22 protein-coding genes and 1 riboswitch are annotated in these 25,304 nt (G+C 74.2%); of the genes, 16 read left to right on the top strand and 6 right to left on the bottom strand.

From position 1 onward, the window contains the following. Window positions 1-111: 111 nt before the first annotated feature. Window positions 112-1,566 carry a glyceraldehyde-3-phosphate dehydrogenase gene (locus tag IE305_RS03395; protein ID WP_190127827.1) on the bottom strand — a complete coding sequence of 485 codons (1,455 nt, stop codon included), beginning with the start codon at window positions 1,564-1,566 and terminating at the stop codon, window positions 112-114. 175 nt (window positions 1,567-1,741) lie between these two features. Here IE305_RS03395 and IE305_RS03390 point away from each other — a divergent pair, with 175 nt between their 5' ends. From IE305_RS03390 to IE305_RS03340, 11 genes are all read left to right on the top strand, one after another. Further along, on the top strand, window positions 1,742-2,770 hold the full coding sequence (locus IE305_RS03390; RefSeq protein ID WP_190127826.1) for a DUF1648 domain-containing protein: 1,029 nt from the start codon (window positions 1,742-1,744) through the stop codon (window positions 2,768-2,770). Between the two features lie 3 nt (window positions 2,771-2,773). Continuing rightward, the gene (locus IE305_RS03385) at window positions 2,774-3,133 is read left to right on the top strand and encodes a GntR family transcriptional regulator (RefSeq protein ID WP_190127825.1); all 360 of its coding nucleotides are present in this window, start codon (window positions 2,774-2,776) and stop codon (window positions 3,131-3,133) included. A 315-nt stretch (window positions 3,134-3,448) separates the two neighbouring features. Further along, window positions 3,449-4,126, top strand: coding sequence for an HAD family hydrolase (locus tag IE305_RS03380; protein ID WP_190127824.1), 678 nt, complete (start codon window positions 3,449-3,451; stop codon window positions 4,124-4,126). Further along, on the top strand, window positions 4,123-4,830 hold the full coding sequence (rpe, locus tag IE305_RS03375; protein ID WP_190127823.1) for a ribulose-phosphate 3-epimerase: 708 nt from the start codon (window positions 4,123-4,125) through the stop codon (window positions 4,828-4,830). The genes IE305_RS03380 and rpe overlap by 4 nt, the downstream gene beginning before the upstream one ends. A gap of 21 nt (window positions 4,831-4,851) precedes the next feature. Continuing rightward, window positions 4,852-5,685, top strand: a complete 834-nt coding sequence (locus IE305_RS03370) for a mycofactocin-coupled SDR family oxidoreductase (protein WP_190127822.1) — start codon at window positions 4,852-4,854, stop codon at window positions 5,683-5,685. Between the two features lie 35 nt (window positions 5,686-5,720). After that, window positions 5,721-6,878 (top strand): transaldolase, encoded by a 1,158-nt coding sequence (gene tal / locus IE305_RS03365; protein ID WP_190127821.1) that lies wholly within the window; start codon window positions 5,721-5,723, stop codon window positions 6,876-6,878. Next, on the top strand, window positions 6,859-8,178 hold the full coding sequence (locus tag IE305_RS03360) for an MFS transporter (protein ID WP_190127820.1): 1,320 nt from the start codon (window positions 6,859-6,861) through the stop codon (window positions 8,176-8,178). The genes tal and IE305_RS03360 overlap by 20 nt, the downstream gene beginning before the upstream one ends. Window positions 8,179-8,229: 51 nt before the next feature. Beyond that, window positions 8,230-8,529, top strand: coding sequence for an antibiotic biosynthesis monooxygenase family protein (locus IE305_RS03355; protein ID WP_190127819.1), 300 nt, complete (start codon window positions 8,230-8,232; stop codon window positions 8,527-8,529). A 122-nt stretch (window positions 8,530-8,651) separates the two neighbouring features. Then, window positions 8,652-9,068, top strand: coding sequence for a CBS domain-containing protein (locus IE305_RS03350; protein ID WP_190127818.1), 417 nt, complete (start codon window positions 8,652-8,654; stop codon window positions 9,066-9,068). A gap of 103 nt (window positions 9,069-9,171) precedes the next feature. Next, window positions 9,172-9,648 (top strand): DUF6098 family protein, encoded by a 477-nt coding sequence (locus tag IE305_RS03345; protein WP_190127817.1) that lies wholly within the window; start codon window positions 9,172-9,174, stop codon window positions 9,646-9,648. A 9-nt stretch (window positions 9,649-9,657) separates the two neighbouring features. Next, on the top strand, window positions 9,658-10,599 hold the full coding sequence (locus IE305_RS03340) for an NAD-dependent epimerase/dehydratase family protein (RefSeq protein ID WP_190127816.1): 942 nt from the start codon (window positions 9,658-9,660) through the stop codon (window positions 10,597-10,599). Window positions 10,600-10,610: 11 nt separating this feature from the next. Here IE305_RS03340 and IE305_RS03335 read toward each other — a convergent pair whose 3' ends face one another. The 3 genes from IE305_RS03335 to IE305_RS03325 all read right to left on the bottom strand — a co-directional run bounded on the left by IE305_RS03335 (window position 10,611) and on the right by IE305_RS03325 (window position 13,010). Continuing rightward, window positions 10,611-11,177, bottom strand: coding sequence for a 2'-5' RNA ligase family protein (locus IE305_RS03335; RefSeq protein ID WP_229890481.1), 567 nt, complete (start codon window positions 11,175-11,177; stop codon window positions 10,611-10,613). Beyond that, the gene (locus tag IE305_RS03330; protein WP_190127815.1) at window positions 11,174-12,196 is read right to left on the bottom strand and encodes a zinc-dependent alcohol dehydrogenase family protein; all 1,023 of its coding nucleotides are present in this window, start codon (window positions 12,194-12,196) and stop codon (window positions 11,174-11,176) included. Before IE305_RS03330 ends, IE305_RS03335 begins: the two co-directional genes overlap by 4 nt. A 124-nt stretch (window positions 12,197-12,320) precedes the next feature. After that, window positions 12,321-13,010, bottom strand: coding sequence for a macro domain-containing protein (locus tag IE305_RS03325; protein WP_190127814.1), 690 nt, complete (start codon window positions 13,008-13,010; stop codon window positions 12,321-12,323). Between the two features lie 119 nt (window positions 13,011-13,129). Here IE305_RS03325 and IE305_RS03320 point away from each other — a divergent pair, with 119 nt between their 5' ends. Then, window positions 13,130-14,755, top strand: coding sequence for an ADP-ribosyltransferase domain-containing protein (locus IE305_RS03320; protein ID WP_190127813.1), 1,626 nt, complete (start codon window positions 13,130-13,132; stop codon window positions 14,753-14,755). Here IE305_RS03320 and IE305_RS03315 read toward each other — a convergent pair. Further along, window positions 14,715-15,596: a class I SAM-dependent methyltransferase gene (locus tag IE305_RS03315; protein ID WP_229890479.1), complete on the bottom strand. Its 882-nt coding sequence runs from the start codon at window positions 15,594-15,596 to the stop codon at window positions 14,715-14,717. The two genes, IE305_RS03320 and IE305_RS03315, sit on opposite strands and share 41 nt — an antisense overlap. Before the next feature lie 110 nt (window positions 15,597-15,706). Further along, window positions 15,707-18,031, bottom strand: coding sequence for a 5-methyltetrahydropteroyltriglutamate--homocysteine S-methyltransferase (gene metE, locus IE305_RS03310; RefSeq protein ID WP_190127812.1), 2,325 nt, complete (start codon window positions 18,029-18,031; stop codon window positions 15,707-15,709). 168 nt (window positions 18,032-18,199) lie between these two features. Further along, a riboswitch (cobalamin riboswitch) is annotated at window positions 18,200-18,423 on the bottom strand. Between the two features lie 163 nt (window positions 18,424-18,586). On the opposite strand from metE, the gene IE305_RS03305 reads away from it, so the two are divergent. The 4 genes from IE305_RS03305 to IE305_RS03290 all read left to right on the top strand — a co-directional run bounded on the left by IE305_RS03305 (window position 18,587) and on the right by IE305_RS03290 (window position 25,263). Next, window positions 18,587-20,155 (top strand): MFS transporter, encoded by a 1,569-nt coding sequence (locus IE305_RS03305; protein ID WP_190127811.1) that lies wholly within the window; start codon window positions 18,587-18,589, stop codon window positions 20,153-20,155. A gap of 149 nt (window positions 20,156-20,304) precedes the next feature. Then, window positions 20,305-20,793 carry a pyridoxamine 5'-phosphate oxidase family protein gene (locus tag IE305_RS03300; RefSeq protein ID WP_190127810.1) on the top strand — a complete coding sequence of 163 codons (489 nt, stop codon included), beginning with the start codon at window positions 20,305-20,307 and terminating at the stop codon, window positions 20,791-20,793. Window positions 20,794-20,860: 67 nt separating this feature from the next. Continuing rightward, window positions 20,861-24,043, top strand: a complete 3,183-nt coding sequence (locus IE305_RS03295; RefSeq protein ID WP_190127809.1) for an amino acid adenylation domain-containing protein — start codon at window positions 20,861-20,863, stop codon at window positions 24,041-24,043. After that, window positions 24,040-25,263, top strand: coding sequence for a cytochrome P450 family protein (locus IE305_RS03290; protein ID WP_190127808.1), 1,224 nt, complete (start codon window positions 24,040-24,042; stop codon window positions 25,261-25,263). Before IE305_RS03295 ends, IE305_RS03290 begins: the two co-directional genes overlap by 4 nt. Window positions 25,264-25,304: the final 41 nt, after the last annotated feature.

Below are 25,304 nucleotides of genomic sequence, written 5' to 3'. Positions count from 1 at the left end.
CGACCACCCTAGATCCCCGGGGCTGCCGGGGGAACGGGGTGTTTTCGGCCGCCGCCCCGGGCCGTACGGCGTCGTACGGGCCGGGGCGGGCCGGTGCCTCGCGGAGGGGTGTCAGGCCACCGGGGCCGGGAAGGTCGGGTACTCCACGCCCGACACGTACTGGACGACGCGGATGACCTGGCAGGAGTAGCCGAACTCGTTGTCGTACCAGAGGTAGAGGATCGCGCTGTCGCCGTCGACCTTGGTGGCGCCGGCGTCCACGATCGACGCGTGGCGCGAGCCGATGAAGTCGCTGGAGACCGCGTCGGGCGCGCTGATGAAGTCGATCTGCCGCTTGAGCGGCGAGGTCAGCGACACGTTGCGGAGGTAGTCGAGGACCTCCTCGCGGTTCGTCTCGCGGCCGAGCTGGAGGCTCAGGATGGCGATCGAGACGTCCGGCACCGGGACGCGGATGGAGCTGCCGGTGATGCGCGCGTCGAGGTCCGGGAGGGCCTTCGCGACGGCGGAGGCGGCACCGGTCTCGGTGATGACCATGTTGAGCGGCGCGGAGCGGCCGCGGCGGTCGGCCTTGTGGTAGTTGTCCAGCAGGTTCTGGTCGTTCGTGAACGAGTGGACGGTCTCGACGTGACCGCGCAGGACGCCGTACTCGTCGGCCATGGCCTTCAGCGGCGGCACGATCGCGTTGGTGGTGCAGGACGCGCAGGACAGGATCTGCTCGTCCGGCTTGATCGTGTCGTGGTTGACGCCGTGGACGATGTTGGGGACGTCGCCCTTGCCCGGCGCGGTGAGGACCACCTTGTCGATGCCGGGGCGGAGGTGCTGCGAGAGGCCCTCGCGGTCGCGCCACTTGCCCGTGTTGTCGATGAGGATGGCGTCCTTGATGCCGTACGCCGTGTAGTCGATCTCCGACGGGTCGTTGGCGTAGATCATCTTGATCTCGTTGCCGTTGGCGACGATCGTGCCGTTGGCCTCGTCGACGGTGATCGTGCCCTGGAACTGGCCGTGGATGGAGTCGCGCCGCAGCAGCGAGGCGCGCTTGACCACGTCGTCGGCGGCCCGGCCGCCGCCCGGGCGCACCACGATGGCGCGCAGCCGCAGCCCGTTGCCGGAGCCGGCCTTCTCGATGAGGAGGCGGGCGACGAGGCGGCCGATGCGGCCGAAGCCGTAGAGGACGACGTCGCGCGGCTCACAGCGCTCGATCTTGTTGGCGCCCGTGGCGCCGGCGACGGCCTCGGCGGTGAACTCCGCCACCGACAGACCGCGGTCGTCGGCCTTGTACGTCGCGGCGAGCATGCCGATGTCGATCTGGGAGGGGCCCAGGTCGAGGGCGGTGAGGGCCTGGAGGAACGGCATGGTCTCGGTGACCGAGAGCTCCTCACCGGCTATCTGCCGGGCGAACCGGTGGGTCTTCAGGATGCTGACCACCGATTTGTTCACCAGGGAGCGGCTGTGGACCAGGACGGTGACGTCCCGCTCCCGGTGCAGCTTCCCGATGACCGGGATCATCGACTCCGCGATCTCCTCGCGCAGCTTCCAGTTTGTGAACGAGTCCTCGTTGACAGTCACAAGCGTCTCTTTCGAGCTAGGCGGCGCTCACATGCTAACCCCACGCGGCTCGGATCCTTCGATGCGGGTGTCCAGCGCCACACAAACTTGCGAATCCTGGTGCGACGAGCGGTTACACCTCTTCCCTTTCCGGCCCGGGAATTGTTCTACTTGGATGCGAACAAGGGGAGGAAAAGTGAACTCGCTCGTGAAGGGCCGCTCGGGGTCCGACGGGGCCGAGGGGCCCGCCGGGCCCGTCGGTGTCCGGCGCGTCCTGGTCGCCGTCGTGCCGTCCGTGCTCGCCGCCGCCGTCGTCCTGGCGGTGTACCTGTCCGTCGCCGGCCGGCTGCCCGACCGTCCCGCCACCCACTTCGGGGCCGGCGGGAAGGCCGACGGCTTCTCGGGGCGGGGCGCCCTCCTCGGCACGGCCCTGGCCGTCCTCCTCGGCATGGGAGCCCTCCTCGGCGGGCTCACGTACCGGCTGCGCTCCACGCCCGGCCCGCAGCGCGCCCTGGCGGTCCTCGGCGCGGGCACCGCCGTGGCCCTGGGCTGGATCATCACCGCCGTACTGCTCGCCAACGCCCGCGCGGAGGAGGCGAGTTCCGCCACCGTGCCGGGCACGCAGGCAGCACTCGCCTTCGGGTCCGCGGCTCTCGTCGCCGGCGCGTGCTGGCCGCTGTGCGGCAGGGACCCGGAAGCCCCCGCCGCCGCCTCGGGTCCGGTGGCCGGTGCGGCGCGGCTCGCGCTCGGCGACGCCGAGACCGCCGGCTGGTCGCGCGTCGCCGGCTCCCGCGTCCTGCCCGCCGTCGGCGCGCTGACGGCGGCCGCCGGCCTCCCCGTCGGGTGGACGGCGGGGTGGCCGTCCGCCCTGCCGCTGCTCGTCTCCGGGGCCCTCATAGCCCTGCTGGCCGGCGCCCGGGTCACCGCCGACCGGCGCGGCCTCACCGTCACGCCCTCCCTCGCCCCCTGGCCGCGCGTCACGGTGCCGCTCGAGCGCATCGCCGAGGCAGGCCGGCGGACCGTCGACCCGTGGCGCGACTTCGGCGGCTGGGGCTACCGGGCCGTGCCCGGCGCGAGCGGCATCGTGCTGCGCTCCGGCGACGCGATCTCCCTGCGGCTGACGACCGGCAGCGAATTCGTCGTCACGGTCGACGACGCCGCCACCGCCGCCGCCCTCCTCAACACCCTGGCCGACCGCGCCCGCCGCACCCCCGACGGAGGCTGACCCGTGCTGTTCCGCGTCGACCTCTCCTCCCCCGTCCCCCTCGGCGACCAGATCGCGGCGTGCGTACGCGGCGCCCTCGCCGACGGCTCCGTCCGGCCCGGCGAACGCCTGCCGTCCGCCCGTGAGTTGGCCACGTCGCTCGGCGTCAACATGCACACGGTGCTGCGCGGCTACCAGCGGCTGCGCGAGGAGGGGCTGCTGGAGCTGCGGCGCGGCCGCGGCGCCGTCGTCACCGGAGGCCCGACGGCCGGGCGCGCCCGGCTGACCATCGGGGCCCGGCGGCTCGTCGCCGAGGCCCGCGCGCTGGGGCTGAGCGACGAGGAGGTGCTCGGCCTCGTCCGGACGGCGCTCTCCGCCACCTGATCCCGCGGGTACGCCCAGGGCCCCGCAAAGTGTCAACCTCTTCGCGCCACCCGCCGGCCGCGCCCCACGGCGCGCCCTTACCCCGGGGAACGCACGGCCCCCGGGGTACACGCCGCGCGAGGGGCCGGGCGCCTGCCGGAAGGGGACACTCCGCGCCGGGTCACGGCGCACGACGGCCGAGCTGGACCGATGCCCCGCCGCCCCGCGCGGCACCGCACCAGACCGGAATGACTGGTTCCCCCCTAGGGGTGATCGGTGGGAGCGCCCGTAGGGTGAATATGCCACTCAGCCACCCCCACACGGGAAGTTGCTTGCATGGCCACCATTCACAGCGCCGTCCTGTTCGACCTCGACGGCACGCTGGTCGACTCCTACCAGGACGCCGAGGACTGCTGGGGCGAGTGGGCCCGGTCCGCCGGCGTCGGGGACGTGTTCGACCTCGCGGACTTCTACGGGCAGAAGCGCGCCGACATCGTGCGCACCCTGCTCCCCCACCTCACCGAGGACGAGATCCGGCACCACGCCGAGCAGGTCCGGCTCGCCGAACGCGCCCGCGTGGCAAAGGTCGTCGCCCTGCCCGGCGCGGCGGAGCTGCTCGCCTCGCTGCCCCGCGACCGCTGGGCCCTCGTCACCTCCAACGACACCGAAGTGGCGCAGGCGCGGCTGCGCAGCGCCGGCCTCCCCGTCCCCGACGTGATCGTCAGCGCCGACGACGTCCTGCGCCCCAAACCCGACCCCGAGGGCTTCCTGCTCGCCGCGCAGAAGCTCGGCGTCGACCCCGCCACCGCCGTGGGCGTCGACGACTCCCCGCACGGCATCGCCGCCGCCCGCGCGGCCGGCATGACCACCGTCGCCGTCCGCTTCCGGCACGGCGACGCCGAACTCGCCGCCGCCCACACCGTCGTGGACGGCGTGGGGTCCCTCTCGCTCGCCGTCACGCCCGCCGGGATCCGCCTGTCGGTCCCCGGCGACCCCCCGGGAGTCCCGTCATGAGCGTGCGCATATCCCCGAGCATCCTCGCCGCCGACTTCACCCGGCTCGCCGACGAGGCGGCCGCCGTCGCCGACGACGCCGACCTGCTCCACGTCGACGTCATGGACAACCACTTCGTGCCCAACCTCACCGTGGGGCTGCCCGTGGTGGAGTCCCTGGTGAAGAACGTCCGTCTGCCCCTCGACATCCACCTCGGCGTGGCCGACCCGGACCGCTGGGCCCCCGGCTACGCCGAGGCCGGCGCCCGCAGCGTCACCATCCACGCCGAGGCCACCATCACGCCCGTGCGCACCCTGCGGGCCATCCGCGCGGCCGGCGCCCAGGCCGGGCTCGCGCTCAACCCCGCCACCCCGCTGGAGCCCTACGAGGCCCTGCTCGCCGAGGCCGACACCCTCCTGGTGATGACCGTCGAACCCGGCTTCGGCAGCCAGCGGTTCCTCGACTTCACGCTGGAGAAGGTCCGCCGCGCCCGGCGCACCATCGACGCGCTCGCCCGCTTCGGCGGCCGCCGCGTACCGCTGTGGCTCCAGGTCGACGGCGGCGTCAACGAGACCACCATCGCCCGCTGCGCCGAGGCGGGGGCCGACTCCTTCGTGGCCGGCTCGGCCGTGTACGCCGCCGCCGACCCCGGCGCCGCGGTCCGGGCGTTGCGGGCCAGGGCCGAGGACGCCCGGCCCGTCACCGTCACCGCCGAGACCGCCTGAACACCGAGAAGGAGTTCCTCCATGGGACGTGTGGAAGGCAAGGTCGTCCTGATCACCGGCGCCGCCCGGGGCCAGGGCAGGTCGCACGCCGTGCGGCTGGCACAGGAGGGGGCGTCCGTCATCGCCTCCGACATCTGCGAGGAGGTCGGCAGCACCCACTACGCGCTGGCCACCGGCGACGATCTGGAGGAGACCCGCCGCCTCGTCGAGAACGAGGGCGCGAAGATCGTCACGGCCCGCGCCGACGTGCGGGACCTGCGGCAGGTCGAAGAGGTCGTCGCCGCCGGGCTCGCCGAGTTCGGGCACATCGACGTGGTGTGCGCCAACGCCGGCATCGGCTCGCTGGGCCGGGCCTGGGAGCTGTCCGAGAAGCAGTGGCGCGACATGATCGACGTCAACCTCACCGGCGCGTGGAACACGATCCGCGCGGTCGTCCCGCACATGATCGAGGCCGGCCGCGGCGGTTCCATCATCTTCACCAACTCCGTGGCCGGCACCCTCGGCCGCCCCAACATGGCGCACTACGCCGCGTCCAAGCACGGCCTCGTGGGCCTGATGCGGTCCCTGGCCAACGAACTGGCGCCCCACTTCATCCGGGTCAACAGCATCCACCCCGGCAACGTCGACACCGACATGGTGCAGAACGTCACCGGCCGCCGGCTGCTGCTGTCGGACGTGGAGGACCCGACCCTGGAGGAGTTCGCCGAGGCCGCCACCGCCCTGAGCCTGATGCCCGTTCCCTGGGTGGAGTCGGCCGACGTCAGCAACGCCGTGCTGTGGCTCGCCTCCGACGAGGCCCGCTACGTCACGGGGGCCACCCTGCCCGTCGACGCCGGCGCCGCCATCAAGGCCTGACGGGCCGCCCCCCACGAGATCAGGAGTCACCCCCCATGGCACCCCCTGCGGAAGCACCGGCCGAAGCGCTCCGCCGGCTCACCGGCCACGGCGTGTCGGTCTGGCTGGACGACCTCAGCCGCGACCTCCTCGTCTCCGGCGGCCTCACGGCCGCCCTGCGCGACAAGGCGGTCACCGGCGTCACCACCAACCCCGGCATCTTCCGGCGCGCCATCGCCGGCGGCAACGCCTCCGCGTACGCGGACCAGCTGCGCGACCTCGCGCTGCGCGGCGTCACCGCCGAGGAGGCGGTGCGCGCCCTGACCACGGCGGACGTCCGGGCCGCGGCCGACGTGCTGCGGCCGGTGCACGACCGCACCGGCGGCCTCGACGGGTACGTGTCCCTGGAGGTCGACCCACGGCTGGCGCACCGTACCGAGGCCACCCTGGCCGAGGCCCGGCACCTGTGGTGGACGGTCGACCGGCCCAACCTCCTCATCAAGATCCCGGCGACCCGGGCCGGCCTCCCCGCCATTGCCCGGGCCGTCGCCGAGGGCATCAACGTCAACGTCACGCTCATCTTCTCTCTGGAGCGCTACCGCGCCGTGTGGGAGGCGTACGCCGAGGGCCTGGAGCAGGCGCGCGCCGACGGCCTGGACATCCGCCGCATCGCCTCGGTCGCCTCCTTCTTCGTCTCCCGGCTCGACACCGAGACCGACCGCCGGCTGGAGAAGGCCGGCGGCGAGGAGGCCCTGGCGCTGCGCGGCCGCACCGGCCTCGCCAACTCCCGGCTGGCGCACCGGGTGTACGAGGAGCTGAGCGGGACGCCGCGCTGGCAGGCGCTCCTGGCCGCCGGCGCCCGGCCGCAGCGGCTGCTGTGGACGTCGACCAGCACCAAGAACCCGGCCTACCCGGACACCTTGTACGTCACGGGGCTGGTCACGGCGGGCACGGTGAACACCCTGCCCGAGGAGACGCTGGACGCCGTGGCGGACCACGGCCGGATCGAGGGCGACACGGTCCGGGGGCGGCACGAGGACGCCGCCGCGGTGCTCGCCGGGCTCGCCCGCGCCGGTGTCGACTACGACGACGTGGTCCGCACCCTGGAGGAGGAGGGGGTCGAGGCGTTCGAGAACGCGTGGCAGGCCCTGCTCGACAGCGTGGCGGACTCCCTCGCCCGCCTGGGGCCCGCTGATGGCGACGGAGGGGCGTGAGGGGTACGAGGCCCGGGAGCACGGCGCTGTGACGGCGCCCTCGGGCCCCGTCGCCGGGTCCTGCACGTCCCCCGGTGCCGGGGCCGGGGCGCGGGTGTCCCGGGCGTTCGTCCTCCGGCTCGGGCTGGGCTACCTCGGCCTGTACAGCGCCGTGCTGTCGGTCGCGCTCGTCACCCTCGCGCTGCGGATCGAGGACGTCGACCCGCAGCACAAGGAGACCAGCCTGGCCGTGGCGGCGAGCCTGGGGGCGCTGGTCGCGCTGCTGGCCAACCCCTTGGCGGGCCGGCTGTCGGACCGCAGCACGTCCCGGTGGGGGCGGCGCCGGCCGTGGATGGTCGGCGGGGTGGCCGGCGGGGGCCTCGGGCTGGCCGTCGTGGCCCTGGTGCCGTCGGTCGCCGCCGTCACCGCGGGCTGGTGCTTCGCCCAGCTGTGCTTCAACGCGACGATCGCCGCGCTGGCGGCCACGGTGCCCGAGCAGGTGCCGCCCGCCCAGCGCGGCACGGTCTCCGGCGTCGTGGGGTTCAGCCAGCGGCTGGCCGTGCCGCTGGGGATGGGGGCGGCCGCCGTGTTCTCGGCGGGCGCCGCCGGGTTCCTCGTGCCGGCCGCCGTGGCCGTGGCGGTCGTCGTGCTGTTCGCGGTGCCGCTGCACGACCGGCCCGGCCCGGCCGGGCGCGCCCCGTTCTCGGTGCGCGAGTTCCTCGGCAGCTTCTGGACCGACCCGCGCGCCCACCCCGACTTCGGGTGGGTGTGGCTCACCCGGTTCCTGACCTACTTCGCGTCCGTCGCCCCGGTGCCGTACCTGCCGTACTTCCTCACCTCGCGGCTCGGCGTCGGCGAGGGCTCGGTGGCCGCCGTCGTCGCGCTGCTGACCGTGGTGAACTACGGCCTGAGCGCGGTGACGTCGGTGCTGTGCGGCTGGCTGTCGGACCGCGCCGGGCGCCGCAAGCCCTTCGTGACGGCCGCGTCGCTGCTGCTCGCCGGCGGCCTGGCGCTGCTGGCGACCGCGGACGCCCTGCCGCAGGTGTACGCGGCGCAGGCGCTGCTCGGCATCGGGTCGGGCTTCTACTTCGCCGTGGACATGGCGCTGGCCACCGAGGTGCTGCCCAGCTCGGACGAGGTGGGCAAGGACCTGGGCGTCATCAACAGCGCGGACGTCCTGCCGCAGTCCGTCGGCCCGGCCCTCGCCCCCCTGCTGCTCGGCCTCGGCGGTGGCCACAACTACCCGGCGCTGTACGGGTTCACGCTGCTCGTCGGGCTCGCCGGAGCCCTGACCGTCACCCGCATCAAGGCCGTGGCCTGACCTTCCCCGCCCCTTCCCCGGACCCCGGCCCTTCCCCTGAGGAGACCGACCATGATCTACGAATACGCGTACCTCTACGTCACCCCCGGCCAAGAGGAGGAGTTCGAGCAGGCCCTCCTGGCCGCGCGGCCCGTCCTGCTGTCCGCCGAGGGGTGCCGCTCCGTCGACCTGCACCGCGACGCCGAGTCCCCGGGCTGCTACCTGCTGCGGGTGGGCTGGGAGACGCTGGAGCACCACCTGGTGGACTTCTTCAAGAGCGAGCAGGCCGTGCGGTTCGGGCAGGCGATCGACCACTTCTTCGCCCGCCCGGCGGAACTGCGGCACTTCGAGGAGCGGCCGGTCGGCGGCTGAGGCGCCCGCCTCGGGTGATCGGAGCTGCCCGCGCGTTAACGGCGCCCGTCGTCGGGCAGGCGTGTTGCGAAGCCCCCGCTCCCGCCGGCCGCGGCCGGCGGACGACGAGGAAGGAGTGACACGTGACGACGGCACGAGACCTCATGACTCCGGGCGCGGAGTGCGTGGGCGCCGAGGAGAGCGTCCTGGACGCCGCGCGGAGGATGACCGAGCTGAGCGTCGGCGCGCTGCCGGTGTGCGGCACCGACAAGCGGCTCAAGGGCGTGCTCACCGACCGCGACATCGTGGTGAAGGTGCTCGGCAAGGGCAAGGACCCGGCGCGCTGTACGGCCGGCGAGCTGGCCCAGGGCGAGGCCGTCACCGTCGGCGCGGACGACGACGCCGACGTGGTCGTGCGGACCATGGCCGAGCACAAGGTGCGCCGGCTGCCTGTCATCGACGGGCACGACCTGGTGGGCATGGTGGCCCTCGCGGACGTGGCGCGGGCCCTGCCGGAGCAGAAGGCCGGCGACCTGCTGCAGGTCCTGTCCGGCGACTGAACGTGACGGACGCGGCGGGAGGACCGGCGGCCGGCCGGGGCGGTGGACGGGAACGACGACCACGGCTCTCGCCCCGGCCGGCCGGGCCCGTCCGCGGAGGACCATGAGCGAGAGCCCCGACGACCTTCCCACGCTCCACTCCCTGGACGAGGTGGCGGAGTGGATGGCCCGCGCCCGGCACCTGTACGTACGGTGGTCCCGCGGGCCCGGCGTGGACCTGGCGGCGTCCTCCAGCGTGGACGAGCTCACCGGCACGCCGCTGCCCGGCCTGTCCGCCAACTCCCTGGACGTCGAGCCGTGGTGGCAGGACCGGCCGATACGGCTGTGGGCCGCCCGCCGCCTCTACGACTACTGCCACCTCCCCCGGCTCCGGGGCGAGGGCGTGCGCCCCTGGCTGCTCCGGGGCCGCGAGGCCGCGCGGGGCCCGGACAACGAGCCCCTGGTCCGCGACGTCGAGCCTCTGGCCTGGATCTCACGGAAAGTCATCGACGAGGCGACGCAGGAAATCGAGGAGCAGCCGGGCCCCTGGGGCCCGGTGCGCCGCAGACCCTGGCGCGAGGGGCCGGACCCCTCGCGCTAGGGTGCGCTGATGAGCACTCACGTCGTCGTCGGCTTCGGGCCCGCCGGGGCCGCCACCGCCCGGCTGCTGGCCGGGCAGGGCCACACGGTCCGCGTCGTCACCCGCTCGGGCGGGACCGACGAGCCCGGCATCGAGCACGTCGCCCTCGACGCGACCGACGCCGGGCGCCTGACCGAGGTGGCGCGCGGTGCGGCCGCGATCCACGGCTGCGCGGCGCCGGCGTACCACCGCTGGGCGAGCGACTGGCCGCCGCTGGCCTCGTCGCTCTGCGCGGCGGCCGAGGCGACCGGCGCCGTCCTGGTCCTGTTGGGCAACCTCTACGGCTACGGCCCCGTCGACGGGCCCCTGACCGAGGACCTCCCGCTCGCCGCCACCGGCCCGAAGGGCCGCGTACGCGCCGCCGTGTGGGAGCAGGCGCGCACGCTGCACGAGCAGGGCCGCGTCAAGGCCGTCGAGGTGCGGGCCTCGGACTTCTTCGGCCCCGGCGTGACCGACGGCGGACACCTGGCCGCACGCGTCATGCCCCGCCTGCTGCACGGCAGGCCGGTCTCCGTGCTCGGTGACCCCGACGCCCCGCACAGCTGGACGTACCTGCCCGACGTGGCCCGGGTGATGGCCGAGGTCGCGGGCGACGAGCGGGCCTGGGGCCGGGCCTGGCACGTCCCGACGGAGCCGCCGCAGTCCGTCCGGCAGATGGTGGACCGCCTCGCGTACCGCACCGCGACGGCCACGGTCCCGGTCCGCGCGATCCCGTCGGCGGTGCTGGGCGTCGCGTCGCTGTTCTCCCCTCTGCTGCGGGAGCTGAAGGAGATCCGGTACCAGTTCGACCGCCCCTTCGTGGTGGACGCGAGCGCGTACGAAGCGGCGTTCTCCGTCCGGGCCACACCCGTCGACGAACAACTGCGCCGCACGGTGCACTGGTGGCTGGAGCGGCTCAGCCGCACCCCGTAGGGCCCCGGTTGCTAGGGCGGCGGATGGACCTCCCCCGCGCCCAGCGTGATCACGGCCCGGGGCTCCATCGGCTCCTCGCCGCGCCGGGAGAGCAGGACGACGTCCTCCACCACGGCCGGCCGGGCGCCGAGCCGGGCGGCGCATTCCGCGGCCAGCCGCCGCGGGTCCCGGCTGCGGCCCAGGGACAGGTGCGGCGTGAAACCGCCGCGGCGGCCGCGGCACTGCGGGAACCGCAGCTCCAGCGCCCGGTGGAGCCGGGCCCACGGTGCCGCGCCGGCCGCGGCGGGGTCCAGCCACACGGTCGCGTCGTGCCGGTGCCGGAAGTACCGGACGCCGGCCAGCCGCGCCGTGAACGGCGCACAGTCCGTCGCCGCGGCGCAGAGCAGCGGCACCGCCCACTCGAACTCCTCCTCCGGCACGAAGCCGAAGAGCAGGTTGACGTGCGGTGGCCACCGCCGTACCTGCGGGTCGTGCTCCCAGCGGATGTCCTGGATCGCGGGCCACAGCTCCTGCGGCGGCAGCCACGCCACCGCCGTGCGGGCCGTCGGCGCCACGTCGGGGACGTCCTCCGCACTCACACCCGCAGCAGGGCCTTGATGGCGCGGCGTTCGTCCATCGCCCGGTACGCCTCGGCGGCCTCGTCCAGGGGCAGGGTCAGGTCGAAGACCTTGCCGGGGTCGATCGTCCGGTTGCGGATCAGGCCGATCAGCTCCGGCAGGTACGCGCGCACCGGTGCCGGGCCGCCGTGCAGGTGGACGTGGGAGAAGAACAGCTCCTGCCCGTCCAGGGCGACGCCATGGGCGACACCGACGTAGCCGACGTGCCCGCCCGGGCGGGTGGAGCGGATGGCCTGGAGCATCGACTCCTGCGTGCCGACCGCCTCGACGACCGAGTGCGCGCCCAGCCCGCCGGTGAGCTCCTTGATGCGTTCGACGCCCTCGTCGCCGCGCTCGGTGACGATGTCGGTCGCGCCGAACTCCAGGGCCAGTTTCTGGCGCGGCTCGTGGCGGCTCATGGCGACGACCCGTTCGGCCCCGAGCTGCCGCGCGGCCAGCACGGCGAGCAGCCCGACCGCGCCGTCCCCGACGACGGCGACCGTCTTCCCGGGCCCGGCCTGGGCGGCGAGCGCCCCGAACCATCCCGTGCCGAGGACGTCGGACGCGGCGAGGTAGGCGGGGACGAGGTCGTCGGGCGGGACCTCGGGGGTGGCGACGAGCGTGCCGTCGGCGAGCGGTACGCGCAGCCGCTCCGCCTGGGCGCCGTACAGCCCCATCAGTTCGCGCCGGACGCAGGACGACTGGTAGCCGGACCGGCAGATCTCGCAGGTGTTGTCGGAGGCGAAGAAGGAGCCGATCACGAACTGGCCGGGCCGGACCGACGTCACCTCGCTGCCGGTCTCCTCGACGACGCCCACGTACTCGTGACCCATCGGCGACGGCCCCTCGACGGGTTCGATGCCGCGGTACGGCCACAGGTCGGACCCGCACACGCAGGTCGCCGACAGGCGGATCACCGCGTCGGTCGGGGCGACGATCTCCGGGTCGGCGCGCTGCTCCACCCGGATGTCGCCGGGGGCGTGCATCATGACACCGCGCATGGGGGTGACTCCTTGTGTGCCGGGGGCGTCCCGGCTCATTCAAGGGCGGCGCGGGGCACACCGGTGCGGTGTGCGCGGGGTGTCGGCGGCGTTGTCACCCGGGTGGTCACCCGGGTGCAGCCACTCAGCGGCGGCGGGAGCGGGAGGCGGGGCGCGCGGGCGGCGGCGTGATGCGGACCCGCGTGTCCTGGGGCACGTTCTCGATGTCGTCGAGCTGCGCGAGGATGGTGCTGCGCAACTCGTCGTCGTCCTCGAAACGGTGGTCCTGGAACAGCGTCCAGCCCGTCCACATGAGGTTCGCGCACACCCGGGCCGGCACCCGGCCCGTCCGGGCGCCCATGCCGACGAGGGCCACCGACCGGATGCTGCCGGGCGCCCTCTCGTTCTGCCGGTGGACGGCCTGGAACGCGGCGGCGCAGGCCAGGGCCACGTTGAGGGTCTCGCTCACGTTCTGCGCGGAGTGCTCCATGGTCGGCGTCGAGATCAGGAACTTCGGGGTGACGGCGCCGGAGGGAACGCACACCGCGCTGCCCACCGGGAGCCGCCCGGCGAAACCGTCGCGGATGGCCCGCTGCACGCGCAGCTGGATGCCGGCCCCGAGGTGCCGCTTGACGGCCGCGTCGACGCCGCCGTCCATCCGGCCGCGGGAATTGGTGGGGCTGACCCACGCGTCGACGGCCTCGTCGAGGATCGAGCCCCGGCGGATCTCGATCTCCGGGTGGTCGGCGAAGGCCGCCCGCCACGCCTCGACGACCGCGGTGTCGATGTCGGTCAGCACGACCCTGAGCGGGGACGGCACGGGGTACTCGGTCATGGTTCACTCCGATCGGAAGGCCACTCGGCTGACCGGAACGCTAGCCCGCACCACTGACAGAGGGTCCGTCAGAAGCACGCCCCCGGTGGCTGTCAGTGCCCTGTCCTATCGTCCCCGCCATGAGTGATGCGACCACCTCGTCCACGCCCGGTGCGCCCGGCGCGCACGACCCGCTGGCCCTCGCCGACCTGTTCAAGGGCGGTGGGGAACCGTGGCTTCCGCTGCTGCGGCCCGTCATCGAGGCACAGCCCGGCGCGGCGGACTTCATCGGCCCCGGGCGGGGCCCGGACGTCGTTCCCGTCCGCGAACTGACCTTCCAGGCGCTCAAGCCGCATCCACCGCACAAGTGGAAGGTCGTCGTCTTCGGCCAGAACCCGTACCCGCGGCCGGAGAGCGCGACCGGCATCGCCATGTTCGACAACACCTTCCACGACTGGAAGGACAGCCAGTTCGGCCGGGTCGTCAGCATCCGCTGCATCATCAAGGCGGCGGCGATGTGGAAGTACGGCATCGCCAAGAAGACGCCGATCGCGGACGTCCGCGCGCTGCTGAAGGAGCGGGACACCGTCCAGCCGCCGGAGTGGTTCCAGGCGATGCTCACGCAGGGCGTGCTGCTGCTGAACGCCGCGCTGACCGCGAGCAGCGACGGGTCGACGGCGACGGACCGGCACACCGCCTTCTGGCGGCCGGCCGTCGAGCGGATCGTCGAGGAGATCCTCAAGGCCAAGCAGGACGCGGACGAGGAGGACCGTGGCGTCGTCTTCGCCTGGTGGGGCGCGCACGCGCGGAACCTGAAGAAGGTGGTCCTGCGGCTCCAGGAGAAGTACCCCGGCGTCGAGGTCCGGCACATCGACCACTGCAACCCGGCCGCACAGGGCGACGTCTTCTGCGACGGCGACCACTTCGCCGTGGTCAACGACGCCCTCGCGTCGCTGGGCGCCGACGCGGTCGACTGGCTGCCGGCCAAGGGGTGGAACGAGCCGGCGGACGACGGTGGCGGCACGGACCGCGACGTGGCGGCGCGCATGGGTGCGTTCATCACCTCCACCATGGAGCTGCACCAGCTGTACCTGGAGCGGCTGTCGAGCGTGAAGGACGAGGGGCTCGTCCTCCCCGCCGTCACGGGGGTCTTCGACACGCCGCTCATGGACTTCCGCGACGCGACCGGGCCGGTCGCGCAGGTGCTGGCCGGGCTCGACGGGCACGTCCGGCGGTCCCACGAGTTCGGCAAGCGGCGGGCGGACGCGGCGCCTGGCGGCCTGTCCGCGGACGCGATCGCCGCCCTCCACCTCTACACGTGCGAGTCCGCGTTCTACCGGGAGATCAACGCGATCCTGCGCACCCCGGACCGCTCCCGGCTCACCCCCTACCTCCCGTACCTCCGCCTGCTGTTCTCGGCCGTCTCCGGGCTGCCCGCCCGTACCGAGCCGCTGTGGCGCGGCGTGTCGCTGGACCTGCGCGCCCAGTACCCGCCGGGCAGGACGGTCACCTGGTGGGGTGTGTCCTCGTGCACACCGAAGCTCCACGTGGCGCGCGCGTTCCTCGGCAGCCGCGGCAGACGGACCCTGTTCGAGGTGACCCCGGTCCGTGCCGTGGGCATCCGCGACTTCTCCGCCTTCACCGAGGAGGAGGAGTACATCCTCCTGCCGGGCACCCAGCTCAAGGTCACGGACGTCCGGACGGAACGCGGCGGCCTGTGCACGGTCAGGCTGACGGAGCTGGAGGACGGTCCCCTGGTGTCGTGACGGGCGCGGGCCGGGCAGCGGTGACCGTGTAGTAGTCGAGGAGGCCCTCGCGATAGGACCGCAGGAAGTTGCGCGGCCAGGTGCCCGGCTCCCACGTGGCCGACAGCCAGCGGTCCCAGCCGGGCCACACCGCGGCGCCGATCGAGGTGACGCGGACGTCCGTCAGCCCGGCCCGTTCCAGGCATCCGGTGAGTTCCGGGACGCTGTGGGCCACGTCCAGGCCGGTGGCGAACGTGTCGAGCAGCCCGGCCAGTTGCGCGGGCCGGGCCGGGTCGGCGTCGGGCACGAAGAAGCTGCTGACGGCGGCACGGCCGCCGGGCTTCAGGACGCGGGCCGCCTCCTGCGCGAACGCGTCGAGGTCCCGGAAGTGCTGGGCGGCCTCGACGCTGTACAGACGGTCGAACGCGGCGTCGCCGAACGGCATGCTCTCCGCCGCGCCCCGCACGAACCGCAGCCGCTCCGTGCCGCCGGCCAGCAGCCCGGCGTGGGCGCGGCGGGCCCGGTCGAGCTGCTGGGGATGGATGTCGACGCCGGTGACCTGCGCGACCCCGTACGCTTCGAGCGCCAGGGCACAGCCTGTACCCAGCCCGCACCCCACCTCCACCGCGCTCAGGCCCCGGGTGGGGCCGAGCGAGGCGAGCACCCGGTGGTACAGGGCCTGCTGGCTGCGGGCCCGGTCCGCCGCGTCCGGGAAGGGGTCGAGAGGGATGCCCTCCCAGTGGCCGAAGTTGATGAAACCGCCGCCGAACAGCGGAGTGGCCCCGAGGTCGGCCGGGCCGTACGTCTCCTGGACCGCCGCCGTCATCGTGGGGAACGGCCCCGGCCCCGGCTCCTCCGTCATCCGCGCCACCTCCGTGGAAAGCCTCGCTCCCCCAGCCGTACCCAGGAACCTCCGGCCGGAACCGGTCGCCGCCGGCAGGGCAGGCCGGTCCGGTCCGCCGGCTCCCGGGGTCAGGGTGCCCGGTGCCCCAGCTCCTCGCGCAGGATGCGGGCCGCCTGGACGAGGTGGTCGAGGGCGGCGCGGACCTCGGGCCAGGTGCGGGTCTTCAGGCCGCAGTCGGGGTTGACCCAGAGGCGGTCGGCGGGGACGGCGGTCAGGGCCGTCCGCAGCAGCTCCGTCACCTCGGCGACGGCGGGGACGCGCGGCGAGTGGATGTCGTACACGCCGGGGCCGACCTCGCGCGGGTAGCCGGCGGCGGCCAGCTCGGCGGCGACCTGCATGTGCGAGCGGGCGGCCTCCAGGCTGATGACGTCGGCGTCGAGGGCGTCGATGGCCGCCAGGACGTCACCGAACTCGGCGTAGCACATGTGGGTGTGGATCTGGGTGTCCGGCCGGACGCCGCTCGTGGCGAGGCGGAACGCCTCGGTCGCCCACGCCACGTACGCCGGGCGGTCGGCGGCCCGCAGCGGCAGGGCCTCGCGGAGCGCCGGCTCGTCCACCTGGATCACCGGGGTGCCGGCGGCCTCCAGGTCGTGCACCTCGTCGCGCAGGGCGAGGGCGACCTGGCAAGCGGTGTCGGCGAGTGGTTGGTCGTCGCGGACGAACGACCAGGCGAGCATGGTGACCGGGCCGGTGAGCATGCCCTTCACGGGCCGCCGGGTGAGGGACCGGGCGTAGCGGGTCCAGCGGACCGTCATCGGGGCGGGGCGGAAGACGTCGCCGGCGAGGACCGGCGGGCGGACGTAGCGGGTGCCGTAGGACTGGACCCAGCCGTGCCGGGTGGCCAGGTAGCCGGTGAGCTGCTCGGCGAAGTACTGCACCATGTCGTTGCGCTCGGCCTCGCCGTGGACGAGGACGTCGAGGCCCGCCTTCTCCTGGAAGGAGACGACCTCGCGGATCTCCGCCTCGACGAGCTCCTCGTACGCCGCGCTGCCGATGCGTCCGGCGCGCAGGTCGGCGCGGGCGGTGCGCAGGCCGGTGGTCTGCGGGAAGGAGCCGATGGTGGTGACCGGCAGCAGCGGCAGCCCGAGGTGGGCGCGCTGGGCGGCGGCGCGTTCGGCGTAGGGCTGCGAGCGGTGCGTGGCGGCGTCGGTGACGGCGGCGGCGCGGGCGCGGACCGCCGGGTCGCGGGTGAGGGCGGAGCCCCCGCGGGAGGCGAGGCCGGCGCGGTTGGCGGCGAGTTCGGCGGCGATGGCGCCGGTGCCGTGGGCGAGGCCCTTGGCGAGGGTGACGACCTCGTGGGCCTTCTGCCGGGCGAAGGCGAGCCAGCGGAGGACCTGCGGGTCGATGTCGCGTTCGGCCGTGACGTCGAGGGGCACGTGCAGGAGGGAGCAGGAGGGGGCGACGTCGACCCGGCCGGCGAGGCCGAGGAGCGTGCCCAGGGTGGCGAGGGACTTCTCCAGGTCGTTGGTCCACACGTTGCGGCCGTCGACGACGCCGGCCACGAGGCGCTTGCCGGGCAGGCCGCCGACGGCGGCGAGGTCGTCGAGGTTGGCGGCGGCGGACCGGGTGAAGTCGAGCGCGAGGCCCTCGACGGGGGCCTTGGCCAGGACCGGCAGGGCCTCGCCGAGGCGGTCGAAGTAGGAGGCGACGAGCAGCTTCGGCCGGTCGGTGAGGCCGCCCAGCTCGCGGTAGGCGCGGGCGACGGCGTTCAGCTCGGCGGGCGTGCGGTCCTGGACGAGGGCGGGTTCGTCGAGCTGCACCCACGCCGCCCCGGCGGCCCGCAGGTCGGCGAGGACCTCGGCGTACACGGGCAGCAGCCGGTCGAGGAGGGTGAGCGGTGCGAAACCGGGGGCGGCGCCGGGCGCGGGCTTGGCCAGGAGGAGGTAGGTGACGGGCCCGAGGACGACGGGGCGGGCGGCGAGGCCGAGGGCGAGGGCCTCCTTCAGCTCCGTGACCTGCTTGGCGGAGTGCGTGGTGAAGACGGCGTCGGGGCCGAGCTCGGGCACCAGGTAGTGGTAGTTGGTGTCGAACCACTTGGTCATCTCCAGCGGCGCCACCTCCTGGGTGCCGCGGGCCATGGCGAAGTAGCCGTCCAGGGCGTCGGCCGCGACGGCGGCGCGGTGCCGGGCGGGGACCGCGCCGACCATGACGCTGGTGTCGAGGACGTGGTCGTAGTACGAGAAGTCGCCGGTCGGCACCTCGTGGACGCCGGCCTCGGCGAGCTGCCGCCAGTTCTCGCGGCGCAGCTCGGCGGCCGTCCGGTGGAGGGCGCCGGCGGTGACGCGGCCCTTCCAGTAGCCCTCGACGGCCTTCTTCAGTTCCCGGTTGCGGCCCTGGCGGGGGTAGCCGTGGACGGTGGCGCGTGCTGCCGCGGCTGCGGACGTGCTGGTCACGGAGCTCTCCTTCGCGAGTCTCTGCCGAGGCCCCGGGGACGTGACGAGGGCGCGAAGGGGGACGACAGGCCCGGCCGGGACACCACCGTCGTACGCGTGCCCGCCCGCTGAACCGCACCTGTGTACGCCGACCCGCCCTCGAGGTCACCGGGATGGCCGCGCGCGACCGTTCGCGCGCGGGCAGCGGCAGGTCTTCGGACTCGCGGGCACGTCTGCCGGGCAGACCCCTACTGGCCGTCGCTTCCCGGGCCCGTGCGGGCCCAGTGCGTATGACGGCGGTCGTTCCCGCTCACCGCTGCGGGGCAGTCCCGGATTCCCACCGGGTTCCCTCTTGCGACGCGCCTGCCTGGCGAGCAGGGCGAACCGGCTGCACCGTCACCCTAGCCGGAAGATCCCTGTGCGGGGCCAGGGCGCGTTTCGGCCACAACGACGCCACCCTTGGGAAACCCCCTGAGGAACCCCCTGCGCACCCCCTACGTACCCCTGGTGGATCGCTTCCCGCCAACCGTCGCCGAGTCCGCCTCGCTCCCCCGGTTCCTGGGAAAGATCCTTTTCATGCCCGAGCCCCGCGCCGATGACCTGACCCTGTCCGCCCCCGGCGGGCCCTCCGCCGCGCTCGCGCCGCCGCCCTACCAATGGCGGTGGGCGGCGCTGTGGGTGCTCCTGTCCGGGGAGGCGATGGACATGCTCGACTCCCTCGTGGCCTCCGTCGCGGCACCGGCGATCCGGGCCGACCTGGGCGGCGGGGCCGGCATCACCCAGTGGCTGGGAGCCGCCTACGCGCTCGCCATGGCCGTCGGGCTGATCACGGGCGGGCGGCTGGGCGACGTCATGGGACGCCGGCGGACGTTCCTGGCCGGCGCGGCCGGTTTCACCGCCGCTTCGCTGCTGTGCGCGGCGGCCGTGTCGCCGGGCATGCTGGTCGGGGCGCGCGGGCTCCAGGGGCTGTTCGGGGCGGTGATGATCCCCCAGGGGCTCGGCCTCATCAAGGAGATGTTCCACGGCCGGGAGCTCGGCAGGGCGCTGGGCATGTACGGGCCGGTGATGGGGCTGTCCTACGTGGGCGGCCCGGTGCTGGCCGGCTGGCTGGTGAGCGCCGACTGGTTCGGGGCGGGCTGGCGCACGGTGTTCCTCGTCAACCTGCCGCTCGGCCTGCTGGCGTTCCTCGGCGGCCGGCGGTTCCTCCCGCCCTCGGGGCCGACGGCTGCGACGCGGCTGGATCTGGTGGGTGCCGTCCTGGCCTCGGCCGCCGCGCTGCCGGTCGTCCTCCCGCTCGTCCAGGGGCGCGAACTGGGCTGGCCGGCGTGGACCTTCGTGTCGGTGGCGGCCGGAGTGGCCCTCTTCGGCGTCTTCGGCTGGTACGAGGGGCGCGTCGTGCGCCGTGGCGGCGACCCGCTGGTGGTGCCGGCGCTCTTCCGCAAGCGAGCGTTTTCGGGCGGACTGGTGACCGGTGCCGCGCTGTTCGCCGCCATCGCGGGCCTCTCGCTGGTGCTCAGCCTCTATTTCCAGTCGGGGCTGGGCGCTTCGCCACTGAAGGCGGGGCTCGCCGTGCTGCCGTGGTCCGCCGGCACCGTCGCCGGCTTCGCGGTGATCCAGGTGCTGGACGGCTCGGGGGCGCTGAGCAGGTACGGGCGTCCGCTCGTCCAGGCCGGGATCGTGGTGATGGCCCTCGGCGTGGGCGTGTTCGCGTACGTCCTGCGGTCGGCCGGTGCGCACGCCACGGTGTGGCAGGGCGCCCCGGCGCTGGTGGTCGTCGGCCTGGGGACGGGGCTGGTGATGGGCCCGTTCTTCCAGACGGTGCTGGCCGCCGTCGAGCCGCACGAGACGGGTTCGGCCGCCGGGACGCTGACCGCGGTGCAGCAGTTCGGCAGCGCGCTGGGCAGCGCGGTGCTGGGCACGGTGTTCTTCTCGGCGCTCGGCGGCCGGATCCCGGCGACGACCGCCACGGCGGAGGCCGGGGGCCCCGGGCCGGCGGCCTCTTCCGGCTACACCGGAACCATGCAGATCACGCTGGCTGCGGAAGCCGCGTTGTTGCTGGTCACGTTGGTGGCCTCCGCGCTGCTCCCGGCGCCGTCCGGCCGGCGCGGGCGCGGTGACTGGCCGGGGAACGATGCCGATGGTTGACAGATGCATGGCGAACGTACAGGCTCATTCCGCCGATTACCGGTCATGGCCTGATTACTAGCGGTAAGTCCCCTTAAAACCACTGTTTTCGCCATCGCCGACCCATCGACGCGTCGGTCCATCGACTCATCGACCCAGGGAGCCGCCTCATGCTGCCCGTCATGCCGCACCACGAACGCGAACGCTTCCTCGCCGAGCCGCGCATCGGCGTGCTCGGCGTCACCGACACCCGTGGCGACCGCGCGCCGCTGCTGGTGCCGGTCTGGTACCACTACGAGCCCGGCGGCGAGGTCGTCGTGCAGACCGGCCGGGACACCGTCAAGGCCCGCATGCTGCGCGCCGCCGGCCGCTTCAGCCTCTGCGCCCAGGACGAGAGCCGGCCGTACCGGTACGTCAGCGTGGAGGGCCCCATCACCTCCGTCGCCGACCCGGTCGACCCCGCGCTGCGCGAGGCCATGGCCCGCCGCTACCTCGACCCCGACGAGGCGAGCGCCTATCTCGACGCGACGGCGGACCAGCTGAAGGACGACATCACCTTCCGCATGCGCCCGCAGCACTGGCGCACCGCGAACTTCGCCGCGTTCGCCGCCGAGTTCGCGGAGAACGGCCAGGCCGAACCGGCCGGCTCGGAAGGCTGACCTTCCACCACGCACAGCACGGCATGGATGACATGACACCCCCCGCACTTCGAGTGAACAGGTCTTCATGGCAGACATCGATGTTTCCGCCCGGACGCCGCACGATCGCCCGTACGACGCGAACAACGCGCACGACGCGTACGCCTGGGCGCGCGCCTACCCCCGCGACCGGCGTCTCCCCGAGTTGTTCGAGGAGCAGGCAGCGGCCCGTCCCCAGGCGCTCGCGGCGCGGCACGGCGACCGCACGCTGACCTACGGCGAGCTCGGTGCCCGCTCCGACGCCCTCGCGGCGCACCTCCTCGACCGGGGCGTCGAGCCCGGCACGCCGGTGGGCGTGTGCGGCAGCCGCTCCCTGGAGGCGCTGGTCGCGCTGCTGGGCATCCTCAAGGCGGGCTGCGCCTACGTCCCCCTCGACGAGGACCTGCCGCCGGCCCGGCTGCGCGCCATGGCCGAGGACGCCGGGTTGCGCGCGGCCGTCGTGCTGCCGGGCAGCGCCGGCCCGGTGCGCGGGCTGAGCGTCCGCTTGGAGCTGGACGCCGTCGCCCCCGTCGCCGACGGGACACCCGCCCGCACCCCCGTAGCCGCCCCGGCCGGCGTCTCCGCCGCCGACTGCGCCTACGTGGTGTTCACGTCCGGCTCGTCCGGCCGCCCCAAGCCGGTGGCGATCCCGCACCGCGGTGTGGCGCGCCTGGTGCTCTCCGACCGCGAGCTGCTCCCGCCGGGGCCCGGCGACGGCGTGCTGCACGGCTACGGCCTGTCCTCCGACGCCTCCACCATCGAGATCTGGGGCGCGCTGCTGACCGGCGCCTGCCTCGTCCTGGCGGACCGTGAGGAGCTGCTGTCGCCGGCCGCGCTGGAGGAGCTGTTCCGCACCCGGGGCGTGACCGTGGCGTACCTGACGACCAGCGTCCTCCACCTCGTCGCCCGCACCCGGCCCGAGGCCCTGGCCCCGCTGCGCTTCGTCTCCGCCGGCGGCGAGGCGATGGACCCCCGGCTGGCGAACGAGATCCTCGCCGCGTGCCCCGGCATCACCCTGGTCAACTTCTACGGCCCGACGGAGAACTCCGTCGTCTCCACCGCCCACGTGGTGCGCCCGCTGCCCGCCGATGCCACGCACGTCCCGATAGGCCGCCCCTTCGGCGCCACCGTCTGCCACGTCCTGCGCCCCGACGGCTCGGCCGCCGCGCCGGGCGAGGAGGGTGAGCTGTACGTCGGCGGGGACGGCCTGGCCCTGGGCTACCTGGGCGACGCCGGGCTGACCGCAGAGCGGTTCGTCCACCTGCCGTCCGGGGAACCGCACGGCCCGCTCGGCCGGTTGTACCGGACCGGTGACCGGGTCGTCCTGGGCGCGGACGGGCTGCTGGAGTACCGGGGGCGCCTGGACCGCCAGGTGAAACTGCGCGGCATACGCGTCGAACTGGACGAGGTCGAGGCGCGATTACGGGCCCACGCCGGGATCGGCGAGGCCGTCGTGGAGCTGGAGGGGGACGCCCTCACCGCCTACGTCACCGCTGCCGCGCCCGGAGACGCCCTGGACCTGCCCGGCATCCGCGCCTACTGCGCCGAGTGGCTGCCCGCCCAGGCCGTGCCGGCGCTGGTGGCCATGGACCACCTGCCGGTGACCAGCGGCGGCAAGGTCGACCGGGCGCGCCTGAAGGCCGCCGCACCCCGGCCCACGCCCCCCATCCCTGACGACGCCGCAACCACCGGGTCCGGCCCCGCCACCGTCGAAGGGCTGCTCGACGTCCTCGCCGAGGTGTGGCACCAGGTGCTCCGCGTCCGCCCCACCCCGCAGGACGGCTTCTTCGAGCTCGGCGGCGACTCGCTGCTCGCTTCCGAGGCCGTCACCCGCACCCTCGCCGTGCTCGGCCTCGACGCCGCGCTGGGCTCCACCCTGATCAGGGCCCTGCTGGCCACGCCCACCCTGGAGGGCTTCGGGGCGGCCGTCCGCGCCCTGCGCGCCGACGGCGGCGGCCCCGGGCAGACCGGCCCGGCCGGCCCGACGGTCGACTTCGAGCGCGAGAGCGAGCTCGGCTTCGACCTGCCGCCCGCGCAGGGCCCCGCCCCGCGCCCCGAGGACCCCCGGAACATCCTGCTCACCGGCGCCTCCGGCTTCGTCGGCGCGTTCCTCCTCGACCGGCTGCTGCGCATGACGCCGGCGCGCATCCACTGCCCCGTACGGGCGTCGAGCCGCGCGCACGCCGCCCGGCGCGTCCGCAACACCCTCGGCCGCTACGGGCTGCACCTGGACGAGGCCGCGTGGCAGCGCGTGGAGTGCTTCCCGGCGGACCTGACGGAACCCGGCCTCGGCCTGCCCGCCGAGCACGCCGCGGAGCTGTCCGCCGGCCTGGACCTGATCGTGCACAACGCCGCCCGCGTCAACTTCCTCTACCCGTACGAGGAGTTGCGCGCGCCCAACGTCGAGGGCACCCGCACCATCGTCCGGCTGGCGGCACCGCGCCGCGTGCCCGTCCACTTCATCTCCACCGTCGCCGTCGTCGCCGGCTTCGGCACGGCCGGGGTGGACAAGGTGGACGAGGACATGCCGCTGGCCCACGCCGACGGGCTCACCATGGGCTACGCGGAGAGCAAGTGGGTCGCCGAGGAGGTGCTGCGGCGGGCGGCGGAACAGGGCCTGCCGGTGGCGGTCCACCGGCCGTACGAGGTGACGGGCGACCGCGCGACCGGCGCCTGCAACACCGAGACGGCCATCTGCTCGCTGTTCAAGACGATCGCCGAGACGGGCCTCGCGCCCGACATCGAGCTGCCGATGGACTTCGTCCCCGTCGACCACCTCGCCGAGGCCGTCGTCCACATCGCCACGCACCCGGCCCCGGACCCGTGGCGGGTCCACCACCTCACCAACCCGCACCCGGCGGTCCTCGGCGACGTCCTCGACCGGATGCGCGCCGCCGGCTTCTCCATACGGATGCTGCCGTACGCCGAGTGGGTGGGCGAGCTGGTGCGGCACGTCGCCAAGAACCCGACCAGCGCGACGGCCCCGTTCGTCTCGCTGTGCGTGGACCGCAGCCGCAAGGCCGACATGTCGGTCAAGGAGATGTACCTCAAGGGCGTCTTCCCGGTCCTGGGCCGCACCAACGCGGAGGAGGCGCTGGCCGGCAGCGGCCTGCACTGCCCGCCGGTCGACTCCGAACTGCTGGACCGCTACCTGGAGTTCTTCTTCACCTCGGGCTACATCCCGCGGCCCACGGAAGGCGCCGCACACCCCGGAACGGAGGCCGGCGCATGACCGCTCCCGAGGAACTCGTCCCGGTCCCGGCCGTCGAGCCGGGCACCGCCGGCCCGCCCTGCGGCTACGCACGGCTGCGCGCCGAGCAGCCCGTGGTGAAGGCCCAGCTGCCCAACGGCGAGACGGGCTGGCTGCTCAGCCGCTACGAGGACGTACGGGCCGCATTCGCCGACCCCCGCCTCGTCCGCCCGCTGCTGTCCGCCTGGCCGCCCCGCGAGGGCCCCGACGCACCGCCGCCGTGCCTGCCGACGTTCCTGGAGATGACGGGCGAGCACCACGAGCGCGTACGGCGCACGGTGCTGCCGCTCTTCGGCCGGCGCCGCCTGGAGTTCATGGTGCCGCGCATCCGGGCCGTCGCCGAGGAGCTCATCGACGCGATGGTGGCGTCGGCCGAGGACCGCACGGCCGACCTGGTCGCCGCGTACGTCGATCCGCTCCCGCTGCGGGTGCTGTGCGAGACGACGGGACTGCCGCACGAGGACCGCGACATCTACCTGCCGCACACCCTCACGCTGCTCGGCGCCGCCGGGCTGTCGATGGACGAAGTGCTGGCGGCGCTGTACGCGCTCCAGGACTACGCCGAGGACCTCATCTCCCGGAAGGAGAAGGAGGACGGAGGCGCGGACGGGGACGCGGACTACATCCAGCTGCTGCTGGCCGAGAGCCGCCGGCCGGGCAGCGAACTGGCGCGGGACGACGTGGTCAGCTTCGTCGTCACCATGCTGATGGCGGGCTACAAGACCAACATCCAGCACACCGGCAACGCCCTGTTCACCCTGCTCACGCACCCCGAGCAGCTGCGCGAGCTGCGGGCCGCGCCGCAGCGGATGGGCACGGCGGTGGAGGAGCTGCTGCGCTACGTACCGCTGATGAACGCCATCAACATCCTCGTCGCGCAGGAGGACTTCACGCTGCACGGGCAGCACATCCGGGCGGGTGACGCGGTGATCCCGGTGCCCGCCTCGGCCAACCGCGACCCCGCCGCGTTCACCGACCCCGACCGCCTGGACCTGACCCGTACGCCCAACGCACACGTCGCCTTCGGGCACGGGCCGCACGCCTGCACCGGCGGGAACCTGACCAGGATGCAGCTGGCCACGACGATCGAGGTGCTGCTGGAGCGGCTGCCGGGCATCGAGCTGGCGGTGCCGGCGGAGTCGGTCCCATGGGACGAGTCGACGCCGCTGCGGGCCCCGGCCGTCCTGCCGGTGCGCTGGTGAAGGTGCAGTCCCCTTGCAAGCCCCCTTTTACGAGAAAGGCC

The sequence above is a fragment of the Streptomyces mashuensis genome (assembly GCF_014654785.1).
GTDB classification, from domain to species: Bacteria; Actinomycetota; Actinomycetes; order Streptomycetales; family Streptomycetaceae; genus Streptomyces; species Streptomyces mashuensis.
This window is presented reverse-complemented; position numbering and strand designations above follow the sequence as displayed.